This window comes from Acinetobacter sp. 231_lipA, assembly GCF_058243005.1.
Genome location: NZ_JBZAYU010000001.1, coordinates 47,857 through 64,776, shown reverse-complemented (window position 1 = coordinate 64,776; position 16,920 = coordinate 47,857). Strand labels below are relative to the sequence as shown.

Annotated in this window: 22 protein-coding genes; 7 read left to right on the top strand and 15 right to left on the bottom strand. The window is 41.4% G+C overall.

Features of this window, described 5'->3' with window-relative positions; genetic code table 11:
- The first annotated feature begins 55 nt into the window (after positions 1-55).
- The 3 genes from AC4CUX_RS00400 (at position 56) to AC4CUX_RS00390 (ending at position 8,711) form a co-directional block, all read left to right on the top strand.
- On the top strand, positions 56-2,809 hold the full coding sequence (locus AC4CUX_RS00400) for an outer membrane protein assembly factor (RefSeq protein WP_490792110.1): 2,754 nt from the start codon (positions 56-58) through the stop codon (positions 2,807-2,809).
- 25 nt (positions 2,810-2,834) lie between these two features.
- The gene (locus AC4CUX_RS00395) at positions 2,835-7,352 is read left to right on the top strand and encodes a translocation/assembly module TamB domain-containing protein (protein WP_078389340.1); all 4,518 of its coding nucleotides are present in this window, start codon (positions 2,835-2,837) and stop codon (positions 7,350-7,352) included.
- A 153-nt stretch (positions 7,353-7,505) separates the two neighbouring features.
- Positions 7,506-8,711: a tyrosine-type recombinase/integrase gene (locus tag AC4CUX_RS00390; protein WP_490792109.1), complete on the top strand. Its 1,206-nt coding sequence runs from the start codon at positions 7,506-7,508 to the stop codon at positions 8,709-8,711.
- Here AC4CUX_RS00390 and AC4CUX_RS00385 read toward each other — a convergent pair.
- The 14 genes from AC4CUX_RS00385 to AC4CUX_RS00320 form a co-directional block, all read right to left on the bottom strand.
- Complete coding sequence (locus AC4CUX_RS00385) at positions 8,708-8,974, bottom strand: helix-turn-helix domain-containing protein (protein ID WP_262470197.1); 267 nt, start codon at positions 8,972-8,974, stop codon at positions 8,708-8,710. The two genes, AC4CUX_RS00390 and AC4CUX_RS00385, sit on opposite strands and share 4 nt — an antisense overlap.
- The gene (locus AC4CUX_RS00380) at positions 8,964-9,287 is read right to left on the bottom strand and encodes a hypothetical protein (RefSeq protein WP_490792108.1); all 324 of its coding nucleotides are present in this window, start codon (positions 9,285-9,287) and stop codon (positions 8,964-8,966) included. The genes AC4CUX_RS00385 and AC4CUX_RS00380 overlap by 11 nt, the downstream gene beginning before the upstream one ends.
- Positions 9,284-9,493 carry a hypothetical protein gene (locus AC4CUX_RS00375; RefSeq protein WP_490792107.1) on the bottom strand — a complete coding sequence of 70 codons (210 nt, stop codon included), beginning with the start codon at positions 9,491-9,493 and terminating at the stop codon, positions 9,284-9,286. Before AC4CUX_RS00375 ends, AC4CUX_RS00380 begins: the two co-directional genes overlap by 4 nt.
- A complete protein-coding gene (locus AC4CUX_RS00370) occupies positions 9,486-9,902 on the bottom strand; it encodes a hypothetical protein (RefSeq protein ID WP_490792106.1) in 417 nt (138 codons plus the stop codon). Before AC4CUX_RS00370 ends, AC4CUX_RS00375 begins: the two co-directional genes overlap by 8 nt.
- On the bottom strand, positions 9,902-10,294 hold the full coding sequence (locus tag AC4CUX_RS00365) for a hypothetical protein (RefSeq protein ID WP_490792105.1): 393 nt from the start codon (positions 10,292-10,294) through the stop codon (positions 9,902-9,904). The genes AC4CUX_RS00370 and AC4CUX_RS00365 overlap by 1 nt, the downstream gene beginning before the upstream one ends.
- A gap of 78 nt (positions 10,295-10,372) precedes the next feature.
- The gene (locus AC4CUX_RS00360; protein ID WP_490792104.1) at positions 10,373-10,570 is read right to left on the bottom strand and encodes a hypothetical protein; all 198 of its coding nucleotides are present in this window, start codon (positions 10,568-10,570) and stop codon (positions 10,373-10,375) included.
- A 16-nt stretch (positions 10,571-10,586) separates the two neighbouring features.
- A complete protein-coding gene (locus AC4CUX_RS00355; protein ID WP_490792103.1) occupies positions 10,587-10,958 on the bottom strand; it encodes a hypothetical protein in 372 nt (123 codons plus the stop codon).
- 16 nt (positions 10,959-10,974) lie between these two features.
- Positions 10,975-11,169, bottom strand: coding sequence for a hypothetical protein (locus tag AC4CUX_RS00350; RefSeq protein ID WP_490792611.1), 195 nt, complete (start codon positions 11,167-11,169; stop codon positions 10,975-10,977).
- Positions 11,169-11,447, bottom strand: coding sequence for a hypothetical protein (locus AC4CUX_RS00345; RefSeq protein WP_428871394.1), 279 nt, complete (start codon positions 11,445-11,447; stop codon positions 11,169-11,171). Before AC4CUX_RS00345 ends, AC4CUX_RS00350 begins: the two co-directional genes overlap by 1 nt.
- Positions 11,444-11,662, bottom strand: coding sequence for a hypothetical protein (locus AC4CUX_RS00340; protein ID WP_428871395.1), 219 nt, complete (start codon positions 11,660-11,662; stop codon positions 11,444-11,446). The genes AC4CUX_RS00345 and AC4CUX_RS00340 overlap by 4 nt, the downstream gene beginning before the upstream one ends.
- Positions 11,659-12,336 carry a 3'-5' exonuclease gene (locus AC4CUX_RS00335; protein WP_490792102.1) on the bottom strand — a complete coding sequence of 226 codons (678 nt, stop codon included), beginning with the start codon at positions 12,334-12,336 and terminating at the stop codon, positions 11,659-11,661. Before AC4CUX_RS00335 ends, AC4CUX_RS00340 begins: the two co-directional genes overlap by 4 nt.
- On the bottom strand, positions 12,333-13,460 hold the full coding sequence (locus AC4CUX_RS00330) for an ATP-binding protein (RefSeq protein ID WP_490792101.1): 1,128 nt from the start codon (positions 13,458-13,460) through the stop codon (positions 12,333-12,335). Before AC4CUX_RS00330 ends, AC4CUX_RS00335 begins: the two co-directional genes overlap by 4 nt.
- Before the next feature lie 12 nt (positions 13,461-13,472).
- Positions 13,473-13,778 (bottom strand): hypothetical protein, encoded by a 306-nt coding sequence (locus AC4CUX_RS00325; RefSeq protein WP_490792100.1) that lies wholly within the window; start codon positions 13,776-13,778, stop codon positions 13,473-13,475.
- Positions 13,778-14,206 (bottom strand): hypothetical protein, encoded by a 429-nt coding sequence (locus tag AC4CUX_RS00320; protein ID WP_490792099.1) that lies wholly within the window; start codon positions 14,204-14,206, stop codon positions 13,778-13,780. Before AC4CUX_RS00320 ends, AC4CUX_RS00325 begins: the two co-directional genes overlap by 1 nt.
- Before the next feature lie 205 nt (positions 14,207-14,411).
- Between AC4CUX_RS00320 and AC4CUX_RS00315 the strand changes: the two genes are divergently transcribed.
- Together AC4CUX_RS00315 and AC4CUX_RS00310 are read left to right on the top strand one after the other, a co-directional pair.
- Positions 14,412-14,606, top strand: a complete 195-nt coding sequence (locus AC4CUX_RS00315) for a hypothetical protein (protein WP_490792098.1) — start codon at positions 14,412-14,414, stop codon at positions 14,604-14,606.
- A 300-nt stretch (positions 14,607-14,906) separates the two neighbouring features.
- The gene (locus AC4CUX_RS00310) at positions 14,907-15,086 is read left to right on the top strand and encodes a hypothetical protein (protein ID WP_490792097.1); all 180 of its coding nucleotides are present in this window, start codon (positions 14,907-14,909) and stop codon (positions 15,084-15,086) included.
- A 248-nt stretch (positions 15,087-15,334) separates the two neighbouring features.
- Here AC4CUX_RS00310 and AC4CUX_RS00305 read toward each other — a convergent pair whose 3' ends face one another.
- Positions 15,335-16,039 carry an XRE family transcriptional regulator gene (locus tag AC4CUX_RS00305; RefSeq protein WP_125273132.1) on the bottom strand — a complete coding sequence of 235 codons (705 nt, stop codon included), beginning with the start codon at positions 16,037-16,039 and terminating at the stop codon, positions 15,335-15,337.
- Between the two features lie 99 nt (positions 16,040-16,138).
- Between AC4CUX_RS00305 and AC4CUX_RS00300 the strand changes: the two genes are divergently transcribed.
- Together AC4CUX_RS00300 and AC4CUX_RS00295 are read left to right on the top strand one after the other, a co-directional pair.
- Positions 16,139-16,324: a Cro/CI family transcriptional regulator gene (locus tag AC4CUX_RS00300; RefSeq protein ID WP_125273133.1), complete on the top strand. Its 186-nt coding sequence runs from the start codon at positions 16,139-16,141 to the stop codon at positions 16,322-16,324.
- Positions 16,325-16,388: 64 nt separating this feature from the next.
- A complete protein-coding gene (locus AC4CUX_RS00295) occupies positions 16,389-16,880 on the top strand; it encodes a phage regulatory CII family protein (protein WP_279681329.1) in 492 nt (163 codons plus the stop codon).
- Positions 16,881-16,920 lie beyond the last annotated feature (40 nt).

The following is a 16,920-nucleotide window of genomic DNA, read 5'->3' as shown; positions in this document are numbered from 1 at the left end:
TTGTGACAATTCATTAGAGCAAATCCATAACGATTAAATAAATTTAGAGTTTTCTATGCTTGCCAAAACACAATTTAAAAAGTCGACTCTTTCATTGAGTATGAATTCTTTCATACCGTGGCATCATAACAATAAATATTTGTGTCTGAGTATCTTTTTAACGCTTTTGTCACAAGCGGCTTTGGCTGAAACGCCGGTTGCGATTGAACCAAGTAACGCACAAGTCGAGCCACAAACTTCTACGCAATTCACTGAAGACATTAAAAAAGAAGCAATTCGCCAAGGTATGGGCAGCGCGGACGAATTAAAAAAAGTTGAAAATTCTGTAGTTCAGCCCACGGTTCCAGACAGTATGCAAATGTTGCAACAGCAGCAGACGGCTTTAAAAAATTTACCTGAATTTGCACCGATTGAGTTTGATGATCTTGAAGATTTTCCAACTGTGCAAGTTGATCAAGGCATGGCCAATGATATTTATCAGGTGGCTGAGCAAGCGAAAGCAGAAGCACAAGCTTATCGTAGTGGCCAAACGAAAGAGCTGGTGGTGAGTGATGCCACTCAACAGGAAATGGCGGAAATTAATCAAGCTCCAGTCAATGTTGATCAACTGATGCAAAGCATCCAAGCAGACAGTAAAATTTCTGTAGAAGCCAACACGGAAGGCAATACCTTAGACTTTGGCATGAGCGCTGAAGAGCAAATTGCCAAAGAACCCAATTTCTTTAAGCGCATGCTTTATAAAATTCGACCACCAAGAGAACTGGATACTGCAAAAGTACCGCGGATCAGTGCGGATGTTGAAATCATCAATGCGAAATATGAAGGCGAAATATCCAATAAAGCGTATCAGGCCGCTTTGGTTAATTTAAAAGAAAATATTGAAGGTAAAGTTTCAAGCTTTACACAAGAGTCTTTTGAAGATTTTCCTTCGGCATTGCCGCAGCTACGCTCAATTTCAAACCAAGCCGCACAAGCCGTCGGGTTTTATAATGCGGAATTTAAGTTTGAAAAAACCAGCAATAACCGTGTGCGCATTCAAGTGGTGCCGAATATACCTGTGCGGATTGAAGAACAAAACATCGAGTTTAGTGGTGCAGGTCAGTACTTACCGCAGTTCCAAGTGATTAAAGTCTTACCTGAACAAGACGTCGGTGATGTATTGCATCATGGTTTGTACGAGTCGACCAAAGCACGAATTAATGAAGCGGCCAGCAATAACGGTTTCTTTGACAGTTACTGGCGCTTACATGATGTGAAAGTGGAACAGCCGCAAAATACGGCAGACATTAACTTACGTTATGAAACAGGTGAACGCTATAAACTCGGCGGTGTTGAGTTTGTGATGAGTGATCCAAGCAAACCACTGCCTATTGATTTAGATGTTTTACAAAGTTTAGTGACTTGGGAGCCTGGCGCGGACTATACCTTTTGGCGTGTTAATGGTTTGGCTAATAATTTGACCAACTCACGTTACTTCAACTACAGTTTGGTAGATGCTGTTCGACCTGATCCGGTTGAAGGAATCCGTGAGTTACCGCCTGATTTACAGCAGTTGGTCGATGAACAACAACTTTCTCGTCAGGATGTTCTGGTTCAAGAGAAACAGGAAGTCGCTTCGAATCGTGAAGTGACGCAGTCTGTGGTGAGTGAAGCACAGTTCGCAGGTGTTAATGATCCTGAGCAGAATAAAGCACAAGCAGCGCTTCGCACCGCACAAGAAACCAAACAGAGTGAAGAAGAGCGTTTAAAACTTGAAGCTCGGGAAACAAAAGTAATTCCTGTTAAAGTTACTTTAAATGCAGACCAGTTAAATAGTGTAGAAGTCGGTGCAGGTTACGGTAGTGACTCAGGTGCACGCTTACGTACACAGTATCGCCGTGCGATTGTGAACCAGCGTGGACACTCTTTTGATGCCAACTTAGAACTTTCAGAAATTCGACAGGCTATTGATGGTCGCTATAATATCCCATATAAGCATCCACTAAATGATTATATCAGTCTCGTGGGTGGTTATGAGCGTGAAGAACGAGATGACATCGGACAAGGCGTAAACTTACTCACTGAGTCTGCTGTTGCTGGGGCTGACCGTGTTATTAAAAACCCTATGGGAAATTGGCAACATACTTATGGTGTACGTTACCGTTTAGATCGATTGACGCAAAAGGGTTCAGCGAAAGTAGATGATTTGCCTGATGCATTTATTGCAAATAATGATCCTGAGCAAGAGTCGCTTTTATTGGGTTATGAAATTTCTAGAATCGATAGCGATAAACGTGTAAACCCAAGTAAGGGAATTAAACAAACTTATAAAATTGAACTGGGAAGCGAAAGCTTGCTTTCAGATGCAGATATGGCCATCGTAAATGCGGGTTGGCGTTTTATCTATTCATTGGGTGAAAATGATAATCACCAGTTTGTTGGGCGTGGTGATCTCGGTTATATCTTTACCTCAGACTTTAATAAAGTCCCTTATAACTTACGTTATTTCACGGGTGGAGACCAAGGCATTCGTGGTTTTGACTACAAGAGTTTGTCACCTGTGGTCGATGGTTTTAAAGTGGGTGGTCAAGCCTTAGCTGTCGGCTCCATGGAATACAATTACCAATTTAAAGAAGGCTGGCGTGCGGCAGTATTCAGCGACTTTGGTAATGCTTATGATACAGATTTTAGCAATGACACCGAATACAGTGTCGGTCTTGGTGTGCGCTGGGCATCACCGATAGGACCGATTCGGATCGATGTAGCTTCAGGTATTTCTGATGATAGTCATCCGATACGTGTGCATTTCTTTATTGGCTCATTATTATAATATTTAACACTTTTTTGGGAAGACTATGGCTGAAGTAGAACAGCAGCAAGAACCAACACCACCTGCGCCGCTTATCAAACAGCGACGTATTTTTAGAAGTGTCATTTTGACACTGTTGTTGACGCTCATTTTGTTGGTGATATCGCTTGCAGTCATGTTTTCTACCGACAAAGGCAGTAAGTTTTTACTCGACCAAGTTTTACAACGTCAGCAGATTATCCAATATGAGTATGAAGGCGGTAACTTGTGGAAAGGTATTATCCTTAAAAATGTGGTGGTTACCTTAAAGCCTGTCGATGTCAAAATTGACCGTGCTGACGTGATTTTGGGTTGGCGTGCCATCTTAGATAAGGAGATTCATCTACGTGAAGCTGATGTACGCAATTTGCGCATCATTACTAAAGGTGAACCGAGTGATGAACCCTTTAAGTTCAGCGAAATTAAATTACCCTTTGTTTTACGTTTAGATACAGCAGATATTGATCATTTAAATATCCGGACTGCATCCGATGCCCAAGTAGATTTTTATGATGTGCATTTAAATAATGCCCTCTGGTCGGGGACGGAACTTGAGTTTGAAGACTCTCGCATGGACATGGGCTATTTAGCAGTTCGTAATGCAACTGGGAAAATGAAATTCTCAGGGAAATATCCACTTGAGGCGAGTGCTATTGCCAACCTACCGTCACTGCGTGATAGTTTAAATGTGCATGATATTGCTGTACACGCAACAGGGACATTGGATACTATTCAAGCGGGTTTTGCAACGCGGACACCTGACCTGTTGACGGGTTGGGCTATTTTGCACCCTGTACGTAAGCATGTACCGATGCAAGGTCAGCTTAAATTTAATCATTACAACTTACCACTCCTGACCGATTACAAACTCTATGCTGAAAAAGGCATTGCTAAATTTTCAGGTGATATCGAACGTTTAAATATTGACTTAAATACAGATCTGAGTGGTAAAGATATTCCAAAAGGTCAATATACTGCTTTGATGCATACCGATTTGGTTCATCAACTTGACATTGATAACTTAAATGCTCAGTTGATGAAAGGTTCGGTCAATCTGGGTGGTGTGGTAAGTTGGAAGGATCATGTCACTTGGGACATACAAGGTCGTTTAGATAAAATCAATCCTAAAGATGATGTACTGCCACAAGTAGTTTCTGACTTTCTACCACCAAGTTTGGATGCAAAAATTGCATCCAAAGGTACGCTTGAAAAGGGTTTACACTTAACTGCAGATCTAGACTTTGATCGTTATGAAGCATGGCATCTCGCACTAGACCAAAACCCAGAGAAAAATAACAAAGTCCAGCCAATGTTGATGGATGTCTCTTGGAAAAATATTGATCGTGCCGTGCCTTATATCGGCTGGTTAAGTAGTGCTTCAGGGGATGTAAAACTGGCGTTGGTTGAAGGTCAGCAAGATATTCATGTTGCAACTGTTGTGAGTAAACACGAAAAAGCGACGTTACCTGCAGGTAATTACCTTGCACAGTTAAATTTTAAAAATAATAATTTAAATGTGCCGAGTTTTAGTTATGTGGCAGGTAAGGGAAGCTTAAGTGGTAATGCGGTGGTTGAGCTACCAGATGAGAAACGTCAACTGAAGTGGAAAGCCACTTTAAACGCGAAAGATTTTAACCCACAAATGGTGGCAGAGGCTTCACCGGTTAATTTATTGAATGGAAAGCTACAAGCAAATGGCTATGCCAAACCGAATCAGCAGATCATTCAGCTACAGGGGATTGATCTGACTGGAAAATTGGTGGGTAATAATGAAACGGTTCACTTAACTGGTCAGTCAACCGCAGCACTCCTGTTTAATGATGAAAAAGCTGGTGGTGCTTTCAAAGGCTATGCAGTGAACTACGATGGCGCTTTAAAAGCCAGCCAGTTTGAAGCCAGTCAAGGTACGTTGAACCTAAAACTTTCAGGAACGCCTGAATTTATTAAAGTGACTGAGCTGAAACATAATGGTGTGGCAGGCCAAATTAATGCCAGCGGTTTGGTGCATTTTATTCACGGCATCACTTGGGATGTGAATGCAGCATTCATTCGTTTTAAACCTCAATATTTTGCGTCTAGTGTTAAAGGCGAATTGTCTGGTGTAGTGAAAACCAAAGGTACATGGTCGGATGCTTTAAAACGCATTAACATTGAAAGCTTAAACCTCGCAGGTACGCTGAACAATAAGCCAGTCCGTGGCACAGGTAATTTAGCTTTGGTGCTCAACTCCAGCGAAAAGGGCTTTTTACCGCAACAGTTTGAAGCGAATAACCTACTGTTGGCGTATGCCAAAAACCAAGTACAAGCGACGGGTAATGCACAAAATCTAAGACTGAATATTAATGCACCTACTCTGTATGAAATTTATGCGGGCTTACGTGGCCGTGCCTACGGCTATTTAAATATCCAATCTCAACCACGTTTAAGAGCTACGGCAAACTTAGCAGTGGATAATTTTGGCTTTAAAGATCTGATTGATATGCGTAAATTACGCATTGTCGGGCAATTGCCGACATCGGAAACAACACCGTCATTATTAACTGCAAAAATGGAAAGCTTAAGAAGTGGTAATCGTGAAATTCAACAAGGTGAAATTTCACTGGCAGGTATTCGTAAAGCCCATTTATTAAAAGTTTCTGCGCAAAACGAAAAGTCGAAATTTTATGTGCAATTGGCAGGTGGTTTTAATGCGCAAAATGATTGGTTAGGCCAAATCCAAAAAGGTGATTTTGACTCTTTGCGTGCACGTTTGGTACAGCGCCAAAGTGCAGCCGTGGTCTATAACAGTGCCAAAGCAGATTTGTTGATTGGTGCGCATTGTTGGATGAGTCAACAAAGTCAGTTGTGTTTTGACCAGCCGATTCGTGTCAGTAAAACACGTGGCAATATTTCATTCGTGACTCAAAACCTCGACCTAAACGACTTTGCTGCCTTTATGCCTGAAGGATTAGCGATTACAGGTAAGTTAAATGGACATGCTAAAGCGGTTTGGGCACAAGGATCTAAACCAAAAATTGATGCGCGCTTAGTCACCCGTGATGGTGTGATTGGCTTGGCGGCGGATGACCCACAAGATATGGGTTCAACCTTAAAATATGAACAAGTGGCTTTGGTTGCCAAAAGCATCGCGGAAGGTTTACAAATCCGTTTGGATGTCAAAACACCTGAAATTGGTGTGGGCTATGCCAATGTGGTTATTGATCCGTATCGGGACAATATGCCTATGCGCGGTGAAATTGCATTTGATCAGCTACAACTCAAAGTCTTTAAACCTTTCATTGCTGATGTACGTTCGATGGGCGGAACAATTTCGTATGCAGGTAAAATTAATGGAACGCTAAAAGCACCACTACTTACAGGCGATGTCCGTCTGAAAGATGGTTCAATTAGTATGATCTCACTTCCAGTCAATTTGACCAATATTCAGCTGTATTCCGCTATACGCCAAGACCAAGCCACCATCAATAGTGCTTTTAACAGTGGTCGTGGTGTGGGTACACTTACAGGGACGGTAGATTGGAAAAATGATCCACGTATTCAGCTTCAGTTGAATGGAGAAAATCTACTGATTCGCCAAGCGCCATTAATTACCGCGCTAGTGACGCCGAAAATCACACTGGATGTTTTACCGTTGAGTAAGAAATTAACCTTAAACGGTGAAATTCAAGTTCCTCGTGCGCTTATTTCGATGCCTGAAGCATCTGTACCTGTGGTGAACGTATCGTCTGATGTACGCGTGGTCAGAGAAGGTCAAAACCAATTGGCGATTTTAAATAGCGCAAAACCTTGGGACATTCGTGCTGATCTGATGGTTGGACTAGGTAATCAAGTTGTCTTCCAAGGGTTTAATAGTCGTATTCCATTGTTAGGTCGTTTATATCTATCGCAGCGCGGTGCTGAAACCGCAATGCGTGCCAATGGTGCAATTGGGGTAAGTCAGAAAGTTAAAATTGAAGCCTATGGGCAGAGTTTGGACTTAAACCGTGCCATTGCGCGTTTTAACGGTGTGTTGAGCAATCCAACACTGGATGTCGATGCAAATAAAAATGTACAAGGCAGCACGGTGGGTTTCCGTGTGACGGGTACGGCAACATCACCCAATATTCAAGTCTATAACGATGCAGGGCTTTCCGAGCAAGAAGCTTTGAATGCATTAATTACAGGCCGCATTAATGAAGGTACAACTGGTTTAAGTCAAACGGAAGGCTTTAAGTCAGATGTCAATAACACCATTGCTGCCGCAGGGATTAGTTTAGGTTTAGGCGGGACACGCGCCTTTACTAACCAAATTGGACGTACTTTTGGTTTAAGCGGTTTAGCGCTGGATGCGCAAGGCACAGGGGATGACACACAAGTCAGCCTGACGGGTTATATTACACCTGACTTATATATCCGTTATGGCGTGGGTGTCTTTACACCAGTTAATAAACTGACTCTGCGTTATCAAATGAACAAACGTATGTACTTAGAGGCGAGTCAGTCATTAGAGCGTGCCATCGACGTCTTCTATAACTGGAAGTTCTAATGGTTAGAAAGTGTGGTGTGATTCAAGTTGTTGTTATTAATTGGTTTATTATGCATAAAGTCTACACTAAAAAATAACGTGTAGACTATATGTAGACTGTTGAGTAATTTCAGGCTTAAAATGCAAGTGTCGAATTTGTAGATTAAGCCTGAAATGAAACTCAACAAGACTAATGTTGATGCTATTGCATTGACCGAAAAAGGGCAAGCCATCTATCGTGACTCAGACCTAATTGGTTTTGCAGTCCGAGCTACTACCAAAAGTAAATCTTATATTGTTGAACGCCGACATGCTGGAAAGTTATTCCGTGTGACGCTAGGTAAGACTAATGAGATTACACCTGCGGAAGCTAGAAAAAAGGCTCAGTCTATTTTGGCTGATATAGCCAATGGTGTTTTTGAGAAAAAGAAAGATGCTTTAAATAGCAAGATAGCCTTGGGGCAGGCTTTCGATCTGTACCTAAACCAGAGAAAGCTAAAACCGCTTTCTGTGGATACCTACAATCACTGCATCAATACCTTTCTTTCAGACTGGAAAGAACGGCCTATATTTGAAATCAACAAAAAGGATGTGTTTGATCGATTCATTAAGCTGACAGAATACAGTCCAACTCAAGCCAATCTTACTTTAAAAATGTTCGGGTCTATCTGGCGCTTCGCTCAAATCCATTGCTCAACCGATGAAAACCCGATTCTCAAACAAAACCCAGTTGATGTGATTCCTGCAAAACGCGGTTGGAATAAAACCAAAGTACGTACACGTCACTTGGATGAAAGCAATATTCACACTTTTTACAATGCGGTCCTAAATTACTTCACTGAGCGCTCCTTGTATGAAGATGCCTCCAAGAATGCTACACGCGACCTTGTGCTATTCATCATGTATACCGGTTGCCGTAGAAATGAAGCTCAAACCCTGAAGTGGGAAAATGTAGACATTGAGAAGGGTTTATTTGTATTTAAGGACCCAAAGAACGGTGACGACCACTTATTACCAATGGGCGACCATTTATTTGAAATTATCAAACAGCGATATGAATTAAAAAGCAATGAGTATGTCTTTCCGGGCTCCAATATGGCCACTGAAGCAAAACACATATCAGGAGCTCAAGGCTTGTTAAGAACAATAGGTGAGCAGACAGGCATTGAAATTTCACTGCACGATTTGCGTCGAACCTTTGCCACTATCTGCAATAATTTGGATTATGGTCCATATACGATTAAGCGATTACTCAACCATAGATCCGGCGCTAAAAATGATGTGACTGGTGGCTATGTGCAGGTATCACTCAAAAAATTACGGCTTGCAATGAATGACATTGAAGCCGTGTATCAGGGTAAGCTCAACTGCTTCGATTAAGAGGCAAGTTGAGCTGTATTCATTACTGTTTGTCGCTCTTGGTAGGCCAGTACATCCGACTTCTTGTAGGTAACACATCGACCTACCTTGGTGTAAGGAATCCCACCACCCGCACAACGCAAGCGCTGTAAGGTATGGACAGAACAGGAGAGGTAAATTGCTACATCTTCCTGCGGAAACAACTGCTGATCCGATGCAGCAAGGAAGCGATCTAAGCGCATATCTTTATCTTGCTGCGACATTTCATTTAGCTTAATTTTCACTTTCCACCTCCAATCTTTTACCTGCTTTTATTTCTGCATCTGTCGCGTGTCGAACGCTTGGCGGCTTCCAGCAAAAACCCTTGTAGTCTAACCAAACACCGCCATTTTTATAGACACCAAGTACGGGCCATAAAATAGTGTTCTTGGGGTGTGTTTTAATAACCTTATCCCCAACCTCAAAAATATTGTGCTGGCGGCGGTATTCGAGAAGTGTTTTAGCTAGAATACCCCCATCATAATCACTCTTAATCATAGCCATGCGAAGTATTCTTTTAGCTTCCTCATACCCGCCCAATTGCTCAATTAGATTCACGACACCTCTCCTAAAGACTTCACCACACCAACTGGCAGCTCCACATCAACACTGGCTTCTTCATTTCGCATCCAAAAATCAACAGCGATATGATAAAGCGCAGATACTTGCTCAGCCGTAAACGTTTTAACTGTGCCAGTCTGACTGATTACATGTGGAGCTAAGTCCTCAGCAAAGTCTTTTGCGATTTCTAGAATTTCAGTCATTGGCTGGCTCCTGCGCTTCGATCGCTTCTTCTTCGGTATCAAAAAACTTAACTTCTGTACCATGACGTTTTCCAAAGGCTAACAATCCAAAGCAAGGTTTATTGTTGATTTCAATAACCTCAAGACATTCAACCTCAACAATTGCATTAATGTCATGGTCACTGGTAATGGCATCTTTTATTCCATCAATACAGGTCCACTCATCCCAATCTTTTAACTTGAAGTAGTGGTGGGTATTGGATTCAGTTTTTTCTACAAAACCTTCCAGCACCGCTTGGGCTTTGGCTGCTTGCTCAATAGCGTTTGCAAACTCATAAACATATGAATGCAGATCCATATTTCCACTTGCTTGCTCTTTTAATGAAAAACCATTCGCTAATGCCAATTCTTTGATTTTCTGAACATCCATCAGTCTTCATCCTCCTGAAAATCATCAATATCAAAACGCCATTTATCAATCAGACCGTTTTCATTGATGTTCATGATGATGTAATCGCCATAGCCACGTTCAGCGGGGCATAAGGTTTTAGGCACATAACCATCGTCTTGCGATTGAATTACAGCGCCGTTTTCATCTAACAATTCCCAGCCGCAGCAATCGGCTACTTTGTAGTGAACTTTAGCAGTTTTACCAATTTCCCAATTTTCAATAATGCCAGTAGCTACATTGATGACTGGGCACCACAATTCACCTTGTTTGCATGGAATGTTGTCACCATTTTCGGTGTCATCAATTCCATTTACTTCGGTGTCTTCCCAATAACGAATTTGAGCTTTAACTTTAACTTTTTGAATACCCATCACACTCTCCTGAGCAAACATCTGCGCAAAAACCTAATTTATTGTTTAAATTGCGCAAATAATTGCTCGAAATATTTATTAAGCTATTTCTTCAATAGCGGTTTTTAATTGCTGTTTTTGCACTGGAAGCAAGGTTATTTGACCTTGAGTTAAATCTTCCACAAGCTTTGTGAAGTAGCCTATTGCATTACCTAATGTTGTTTCATCAGCTTGAGCAGGGCGCTTTATCAAAATATCAATCGCTTCTAAAAGTTTTCGCTTTTCATGCACTTCCATCACGCCACCTCAACCTTTAATAATATTCGTCATCAAGCCATTCACATTCATCTTCATAGCTCTGATAAAACTTTGAAACACAATCAGGGCAAGCTTCATAAACTGGCCCACACATGCCCTCATCGGGATCACGATATGAACTCAAATAAGGAACATGATTTCCGCATTTCCTACAGCATTCCCATTGCTCAGGATCTTCTTTTTTGGCTTGAATCGCTGCTTGATGCTCATTCCAGCATTGATCACACATGTTGTAATATTCAGCACCAAAGCTATCGGCTTCTGAACAAATACGGTGAGTAGCCTTAATATCGTGGTGTTTGTAGCAAAATGTTCCCCATTCATCATCGTGAATAGAAACGAATTGTCCTGGTAAATGTGCAGACATTTTTAAGCCTCCTTTCTTAATTGGCTAGTACGTTGACAGCATTTAACACAGTGATGTTTGCTAGATTGACAGGCTTTGAACTCAGTAAGTCCATGCAAGTCGCATTTGCCTTCAAAAGTACTTTCACCTTCGCCAAGTTAATCTGACGATGCACTTCCACAAATTTAGCAACCGCTTCCGAATAATCGGGCTTAATTTTTGTTTCAAACATCACGCCACCTCCTTATTTCCAAGCTCATAAATAGATTTAATGGTCTGCTTATTGGTTTTTAGGCGTTCAGGTTTATATTTCTCTATGTAACAACCCTTGCATGCACCAGTGGCTCTTAATACAAATCCATTTCTTGAAGTGCGCTTTTGGAAAAACCAAAATTCATTAGTTAAAGGCCAGTAATCACCACAATGAATACAAAGTTTTTCTTTACCAAGTTCGGAAACTGAATAACGAGGTAATGCTTTGGAATTGATAACAGCAAACTGATTATTCATGCTGCAAGCTCCTGCCAAGGTTCAAAAGCATATAAACGAGCATTTACAGAACGATCAATTTTCACGTTTAAAACTGCATCAACCATTAGATTGTTGCGCTTAATTTCCTGTTCAGCTTGAAAGCCGTTTGGAGCTTCAACACGGCCACGGATAAAACCGCGACCGCCTTGAACTTTTGCTTTATATGTCCAGATGTATAATTTAGGAGTGTTCATAGAGTCACCAATGCTTTACGGAGGTAAGGATCTAAGTCATCTTGGCGTAGTAACCAAGTTATATAACTTGGATCAAGGTCTTTAATAGCAGTACCTTTATGCTTTCCAAAAGTTATGTACTTCGGTATGCGGGCAGTTTCTGACATGATGTACAGAGAGTTCATGTCTTTAATGCCCAGCTGCTCTACTAATGTTTTTAGAATTACACCAGTGAAATAGATGTCTGCTTTAGCGTTGTGGGCATGTCGAAGGTGTTTACGTGCCAGCTCCAAATCATCCATAACGTGGTAGTACATTGCGCTTAATGTGTGTGGCAATTCAGGCCATACCATGCGACATAAAGCCAACGTGCAAATACCTTTGACAGTGAAGTCTGGCTGGCATTTCTGAACAGCTTTAATGTCATAATCAATATTGTGTCCAATCAAGTATTGAACACCTTGAGGCATCTTGAATGTATCAAAGCTTGGCTTTTCAGCAATATCAGCTTCAAGAATGTGGTGCGTTGCTAAAGCACCTAGAGCGATAGGCTCAGGGCATGAGAAGTACTCATCAAAAACTTCCCCTTGGTTGATTACCAACACCCCTTGCTCAAAAGAGCAAGGTGCGTAAGCAATCTCAATTGGGTAACCATTCAGGTCGTGAGTTTCTGTGTCTAGGATTAATGCGCTCATTGGCTGATTCCTGATTTTGCTAATTCTTCAAGTTCTTTCATTACTTTCTGGACTTGGGTTGAATCAATTTCCATAAGAGAATCTATACCCAAGTGCTCACAAGCTGTTTTTACATCCAATCCACACTGGTCTATAAATGCCTGAAGTTCATCCCTTAGAGCTTCTGATATCCCATTAAATTCAGGAGGTTCTATCCATGTATCGCGGGGTATATCGAATGTGCAGCCGAGTACTTTCGCTCGAGCAAGCATTGCTTGACGCATGTTTTGATAATAAGTGTGTTCTTTGTCTAGCTTTAGGGTCTCGGTCAGGTGATTTAAGTCGCTTGCATAAACTGCTTCTTCGCAGCTTTGTTTCCAGTTATCCAAATCCTCAAGTGCTTTATTTAATGCAATTTGAGCAGGGGTAAGCGTGTTGATATGAGCCTTCGCATCTGCAATTAAGTCTGCAAGAAAAGTAGGGTGTAACTTAAGATCAGGTACCCAAACCTCACCAGTCTCACCACCTAAAGCACCAGAATTTTTCGCATGGTGTGTTGGGGATGGCTTGAAGTTAATGACTCTCGCATTTTTACCTTCACCAGTAGTAACAGTGGTCAAATAACCCATGATGTCTGCAATACGGTAAAGTTCATTTCGGTTCTTACCACCAAGCTCAGGACGGTAGATGATCTGATCACCGCTTTGGTCTTCTGAGGCATGGGCAATAAAGACGACATCCTTACCAAAGCTTAAAAGCGTATTGATGTACTGCTTAAACTTCATGTTTGCTAAGCCTTGGGCTTTTAACTTGAGTGCACCATCTTGTTGACGGTTATTCGCTGTTTTGAGCAAATGTGTCTTGATGGATTCAAGCATTGCGCCCACGGTATCAATAACAACCGTATTGAAAGGTGCTAAGTCTTGTTCAGTAATGTTTTCAATATCTGACCACTGCTGAACAGGAACAACAGCTCCGCGACGAAGTTCACCAGTACGGTGTGAACCACGGTCAAAGTCAAATGAAATGGCTTTATCTGCGGTGAATCCTAAAGACGTTTTACCAAGCCCTGGATCTGCATAAATGTAAGTAATAATCGCGCTTACGTTTAATGCTTGGTCTGCTGGAATAATAGGTATAGCCATGATTATTTCCCCTTATGCCCAGAACAGTGAGCCTTTAGCTCGTTTAAATGATTTTGGATAAGTGCGTGTAAGTGACTTCTGAAGACGAATAGCCATAGTTTTTCTTTGTTGGAAAGCTCGTTCACGTTCAAAGTTTTCACGGATCCAAGACTTGGCTGCATGCACCTCAAGCGTAATTAGCTGTTCGGTACCATCCTTATTCACTACATAAATATGGCGACCTTTTTCAAAGTAGGTTGAATGGCCGAGACGCATACGAATGTTGCCTTCTTCATCTTGGCTGATGAACTCAGAAAACTTTTGAGTAGAAGTAGTCATTAGCCTGCCTCCACTAAACGATGTTTTTCGATATAACCCTTAATAAGAGCATTGAAGTTCTGATGGTCGATGTGATTTGTGAAGTCGCTGTATGGATTGCCTAGGGCATCTGAAACGGTCACTTCATCAAGGCTGGTTACGTCTACAGCGGTGAATTCACCACCTGGTACGCCGTAGCTGTCAGGAAATGCTTCAACTTCAAAACGTGCTGTAACGCGGAAACCATCTAAACGAATAACAGCTTCGCCGTGGTTATCACCAGTCATACGTAATGCAAGGAGTTGATATTCAGAAGGTGCTACGTTGGCAACGATAGGTTGAGCAGCCTGAGGTGCAGTTTTAAACCCACAGCTAAGCACGCCTATTGTTACAGCAGCTACACCAAGAGATATCTTGATGGTATTGAAAGGGGATGAGGTTTTGGTCATAATTGATCTCGCAATTTGCAAAAGCCCAGTTCCCGTCTAAAGTTGCTGGGCTTTTTTGTGTTTACGAGGTTTATAGTAAGTTAACTTACCTTTATGGTCAAGCGATTTGGTAACTAAAATTACTTTATTTTTTAAAAAACTTACTTTCTATGTTTTAATAGACAAAAGAAAACCCATCACAGGGATGGGTTGTTTGGAGTTTGTTATGGGTAAGAATCAAGAATTAGAACGTGGCATTATTCCTGCTGGAACACACATCCGACTATATGAAGGCTTAATCACACTCTTGGAGGATACTGTGGTTGATGCAAACCAAGAGTGGATTGATAAAGCGATTCAGGATCAGAATGATTGGGATAATCAACCAAGATCTAGCGGTTGTTCGCAAGGAGCCAATTAACCGAACTTTGAGGGATATTCCAGGCATTCCAGACTGGCATATCAATCTTCATTACAAGCAAAACATCATCACCATCTATACAGGTAATAAGAAAATCACGAATCTGTTCAGTAGTTAGTGGTGATGAGATAAGCCACTGTGAGCGAGTGGGGCATGTGTGGCTTGGTGATAGCGACCGAATCCCACTAAATAGTTTTTCGTAATCTTTATCTTTTTTCAAGTCATAGGTTATTGAGTAGATAGCCATATAATTCTCCACCCGATCCAGGAGCCGCTCGGGTATGCGGCAAGGTAATTATTATGAATGACCACCCTAACCACTTAACAATTGCAGTAAGCTTAATTGCTATTGGTATGTCATTTCCTGCATTTGATATTGACCGTGTCTTCACTGGTGCTTGTTATGGTGCAGCGGTCATACTTTTCATCATTTTTATAAAACTGAAGATACAGAGAGGTAGTCGCCAGAACGAGAGCTAAAAATGCGAATAATTGAGTTATGAAAGTATTAGGATTTCTTGATATGGCTCGCCATATTACAGCTAATGGTTCCCAGAAGCAGCTTGCCACTTTCGCAGTCCAATGCCTATACGGTTGTCTTTCATGCTCGTACACCTGGAATTCAAAGTTAAATTCAGGCTCCCCATCATCACCCCTGTACCAGTCTTTTATTGTTTGGATTATTTTTTTCATAAAACACCTAAGCCGCATATAGCGGCTTTTATTTTTTACCAACTCTGAATCGATGTTATTTGCCAAATCCAACCAATAACTTCAAATTCCTGTTGTTTTCTTTCCTCGGCCGTCAATACAACCTCTGGGTACTCAACTGCATTGTCTGAGACTATGCGAACTCCACCTTGAGGAAGATTGTAAAGGCGCTTAGCCATAAAAAGACCACCGTGACATATAGCATATATCTTTCCGTCCTTTATTGCTTTGCGCCCTAAATCAATGTGAATAGTGTTCCCATCCTTGATTTCAGGAGTCATAGAATCCCCGGATGCTAATGTAGCAACGGCATTCTTTTTATCTATATCTAGTTTTCGTAATACAGCTTTTGGGAGTCGTAGCTTTTGCTCATTGGAATCAAGCGCCTCACCAATAGATCCACCACCACAAGCAAAACTAAAATCTTCAAAAAATGGAATCTCCACCTCATCATCATCAACAGGTGTATTTTCATCATAGACAGAGGCCCCGTGAAAGTCCTTATCCTTGATAGCTGGAGCATTTTCACCAGAAGTAAGCCAACCAGGTGTCGTATCCAATATCTTAGCTAGCGCCATAAGACTTTCATGTTTTGGAACATTTTCATCTTTCTCCCAATAAATAACAGAAGTCTTAGACACGCCTATTGCGTCAGCTAATTTTTGCTGAGTTATTTTTTTTGAAGATCGCAATCTTTTAAGTCGTACACCCAGAGTTTCCATGGTAATTCCACAAAATATTATGTAAGTAATCTTACCAATTGACTAGGTAAGTTTTATGTAGTTTAATAGGGTAAGTTAAATTACTTTAAGGTAAGTTAGATGACTAAATCTGAAGCCTTAACTTTACTGAACTGCACTGTAACGCAGTTAGCAGCAAAGTTAGGAATCACCCATAACGCCATTAGTCAGTGGCCTGAAGAAAGAATTCCTTTAGTTCGTGAATATCAGATTCGCGATCTATCAAAAGGAAAGAAACCCATCAAACGCAAACCGGAAGCCGCTTAATTATTAAGAGAATTATGGTCTGGTGGGTGAATTAAATAAACGTGAAAGTAAACAAGGTGTTCACATGGATATATCGAAAGAGACCAAAACCGCATTGCACAAGATGGTGCACCAGTCGAACGGCATTACTCCAAAAGAGATAGCTGATCTTGTTGGCGTGTCTCATAACACGATTTTGAACTATGCCAATCCAAACATGGAAAACCATCTGCCGAGCCTGAAAGCATTTGAAGCAATGCTGACTTATACGCAAAACCCAGCTCCATTGAAAGTGTGGGCGCACAAATTAGGTTTTGTATTGGTTCCAGTAGATCAAGCTCAAGGCAGGGATCATGAGCTAGGTGTTCTTGAATCGCTTCTTGGTATGAATGTAGGCAATGGTGCAGCAAACAAGCAGGTTTTATCTGCTCTGGAAGATGGTGTGGTGACACCTGCTGAAATGGATGAGACAGATCGCATCCTGGAAGAAATCGAACACAAAATTCAGTCTTTGCGTAAGGCCATGAAAGGCGAGTGTGCAAAGTATTTATCAGCTCTACAACGAGAAAAAGCCTGACGGTCGAGGTCAGGCTTTTAGATTCATTAATTATCGGAAC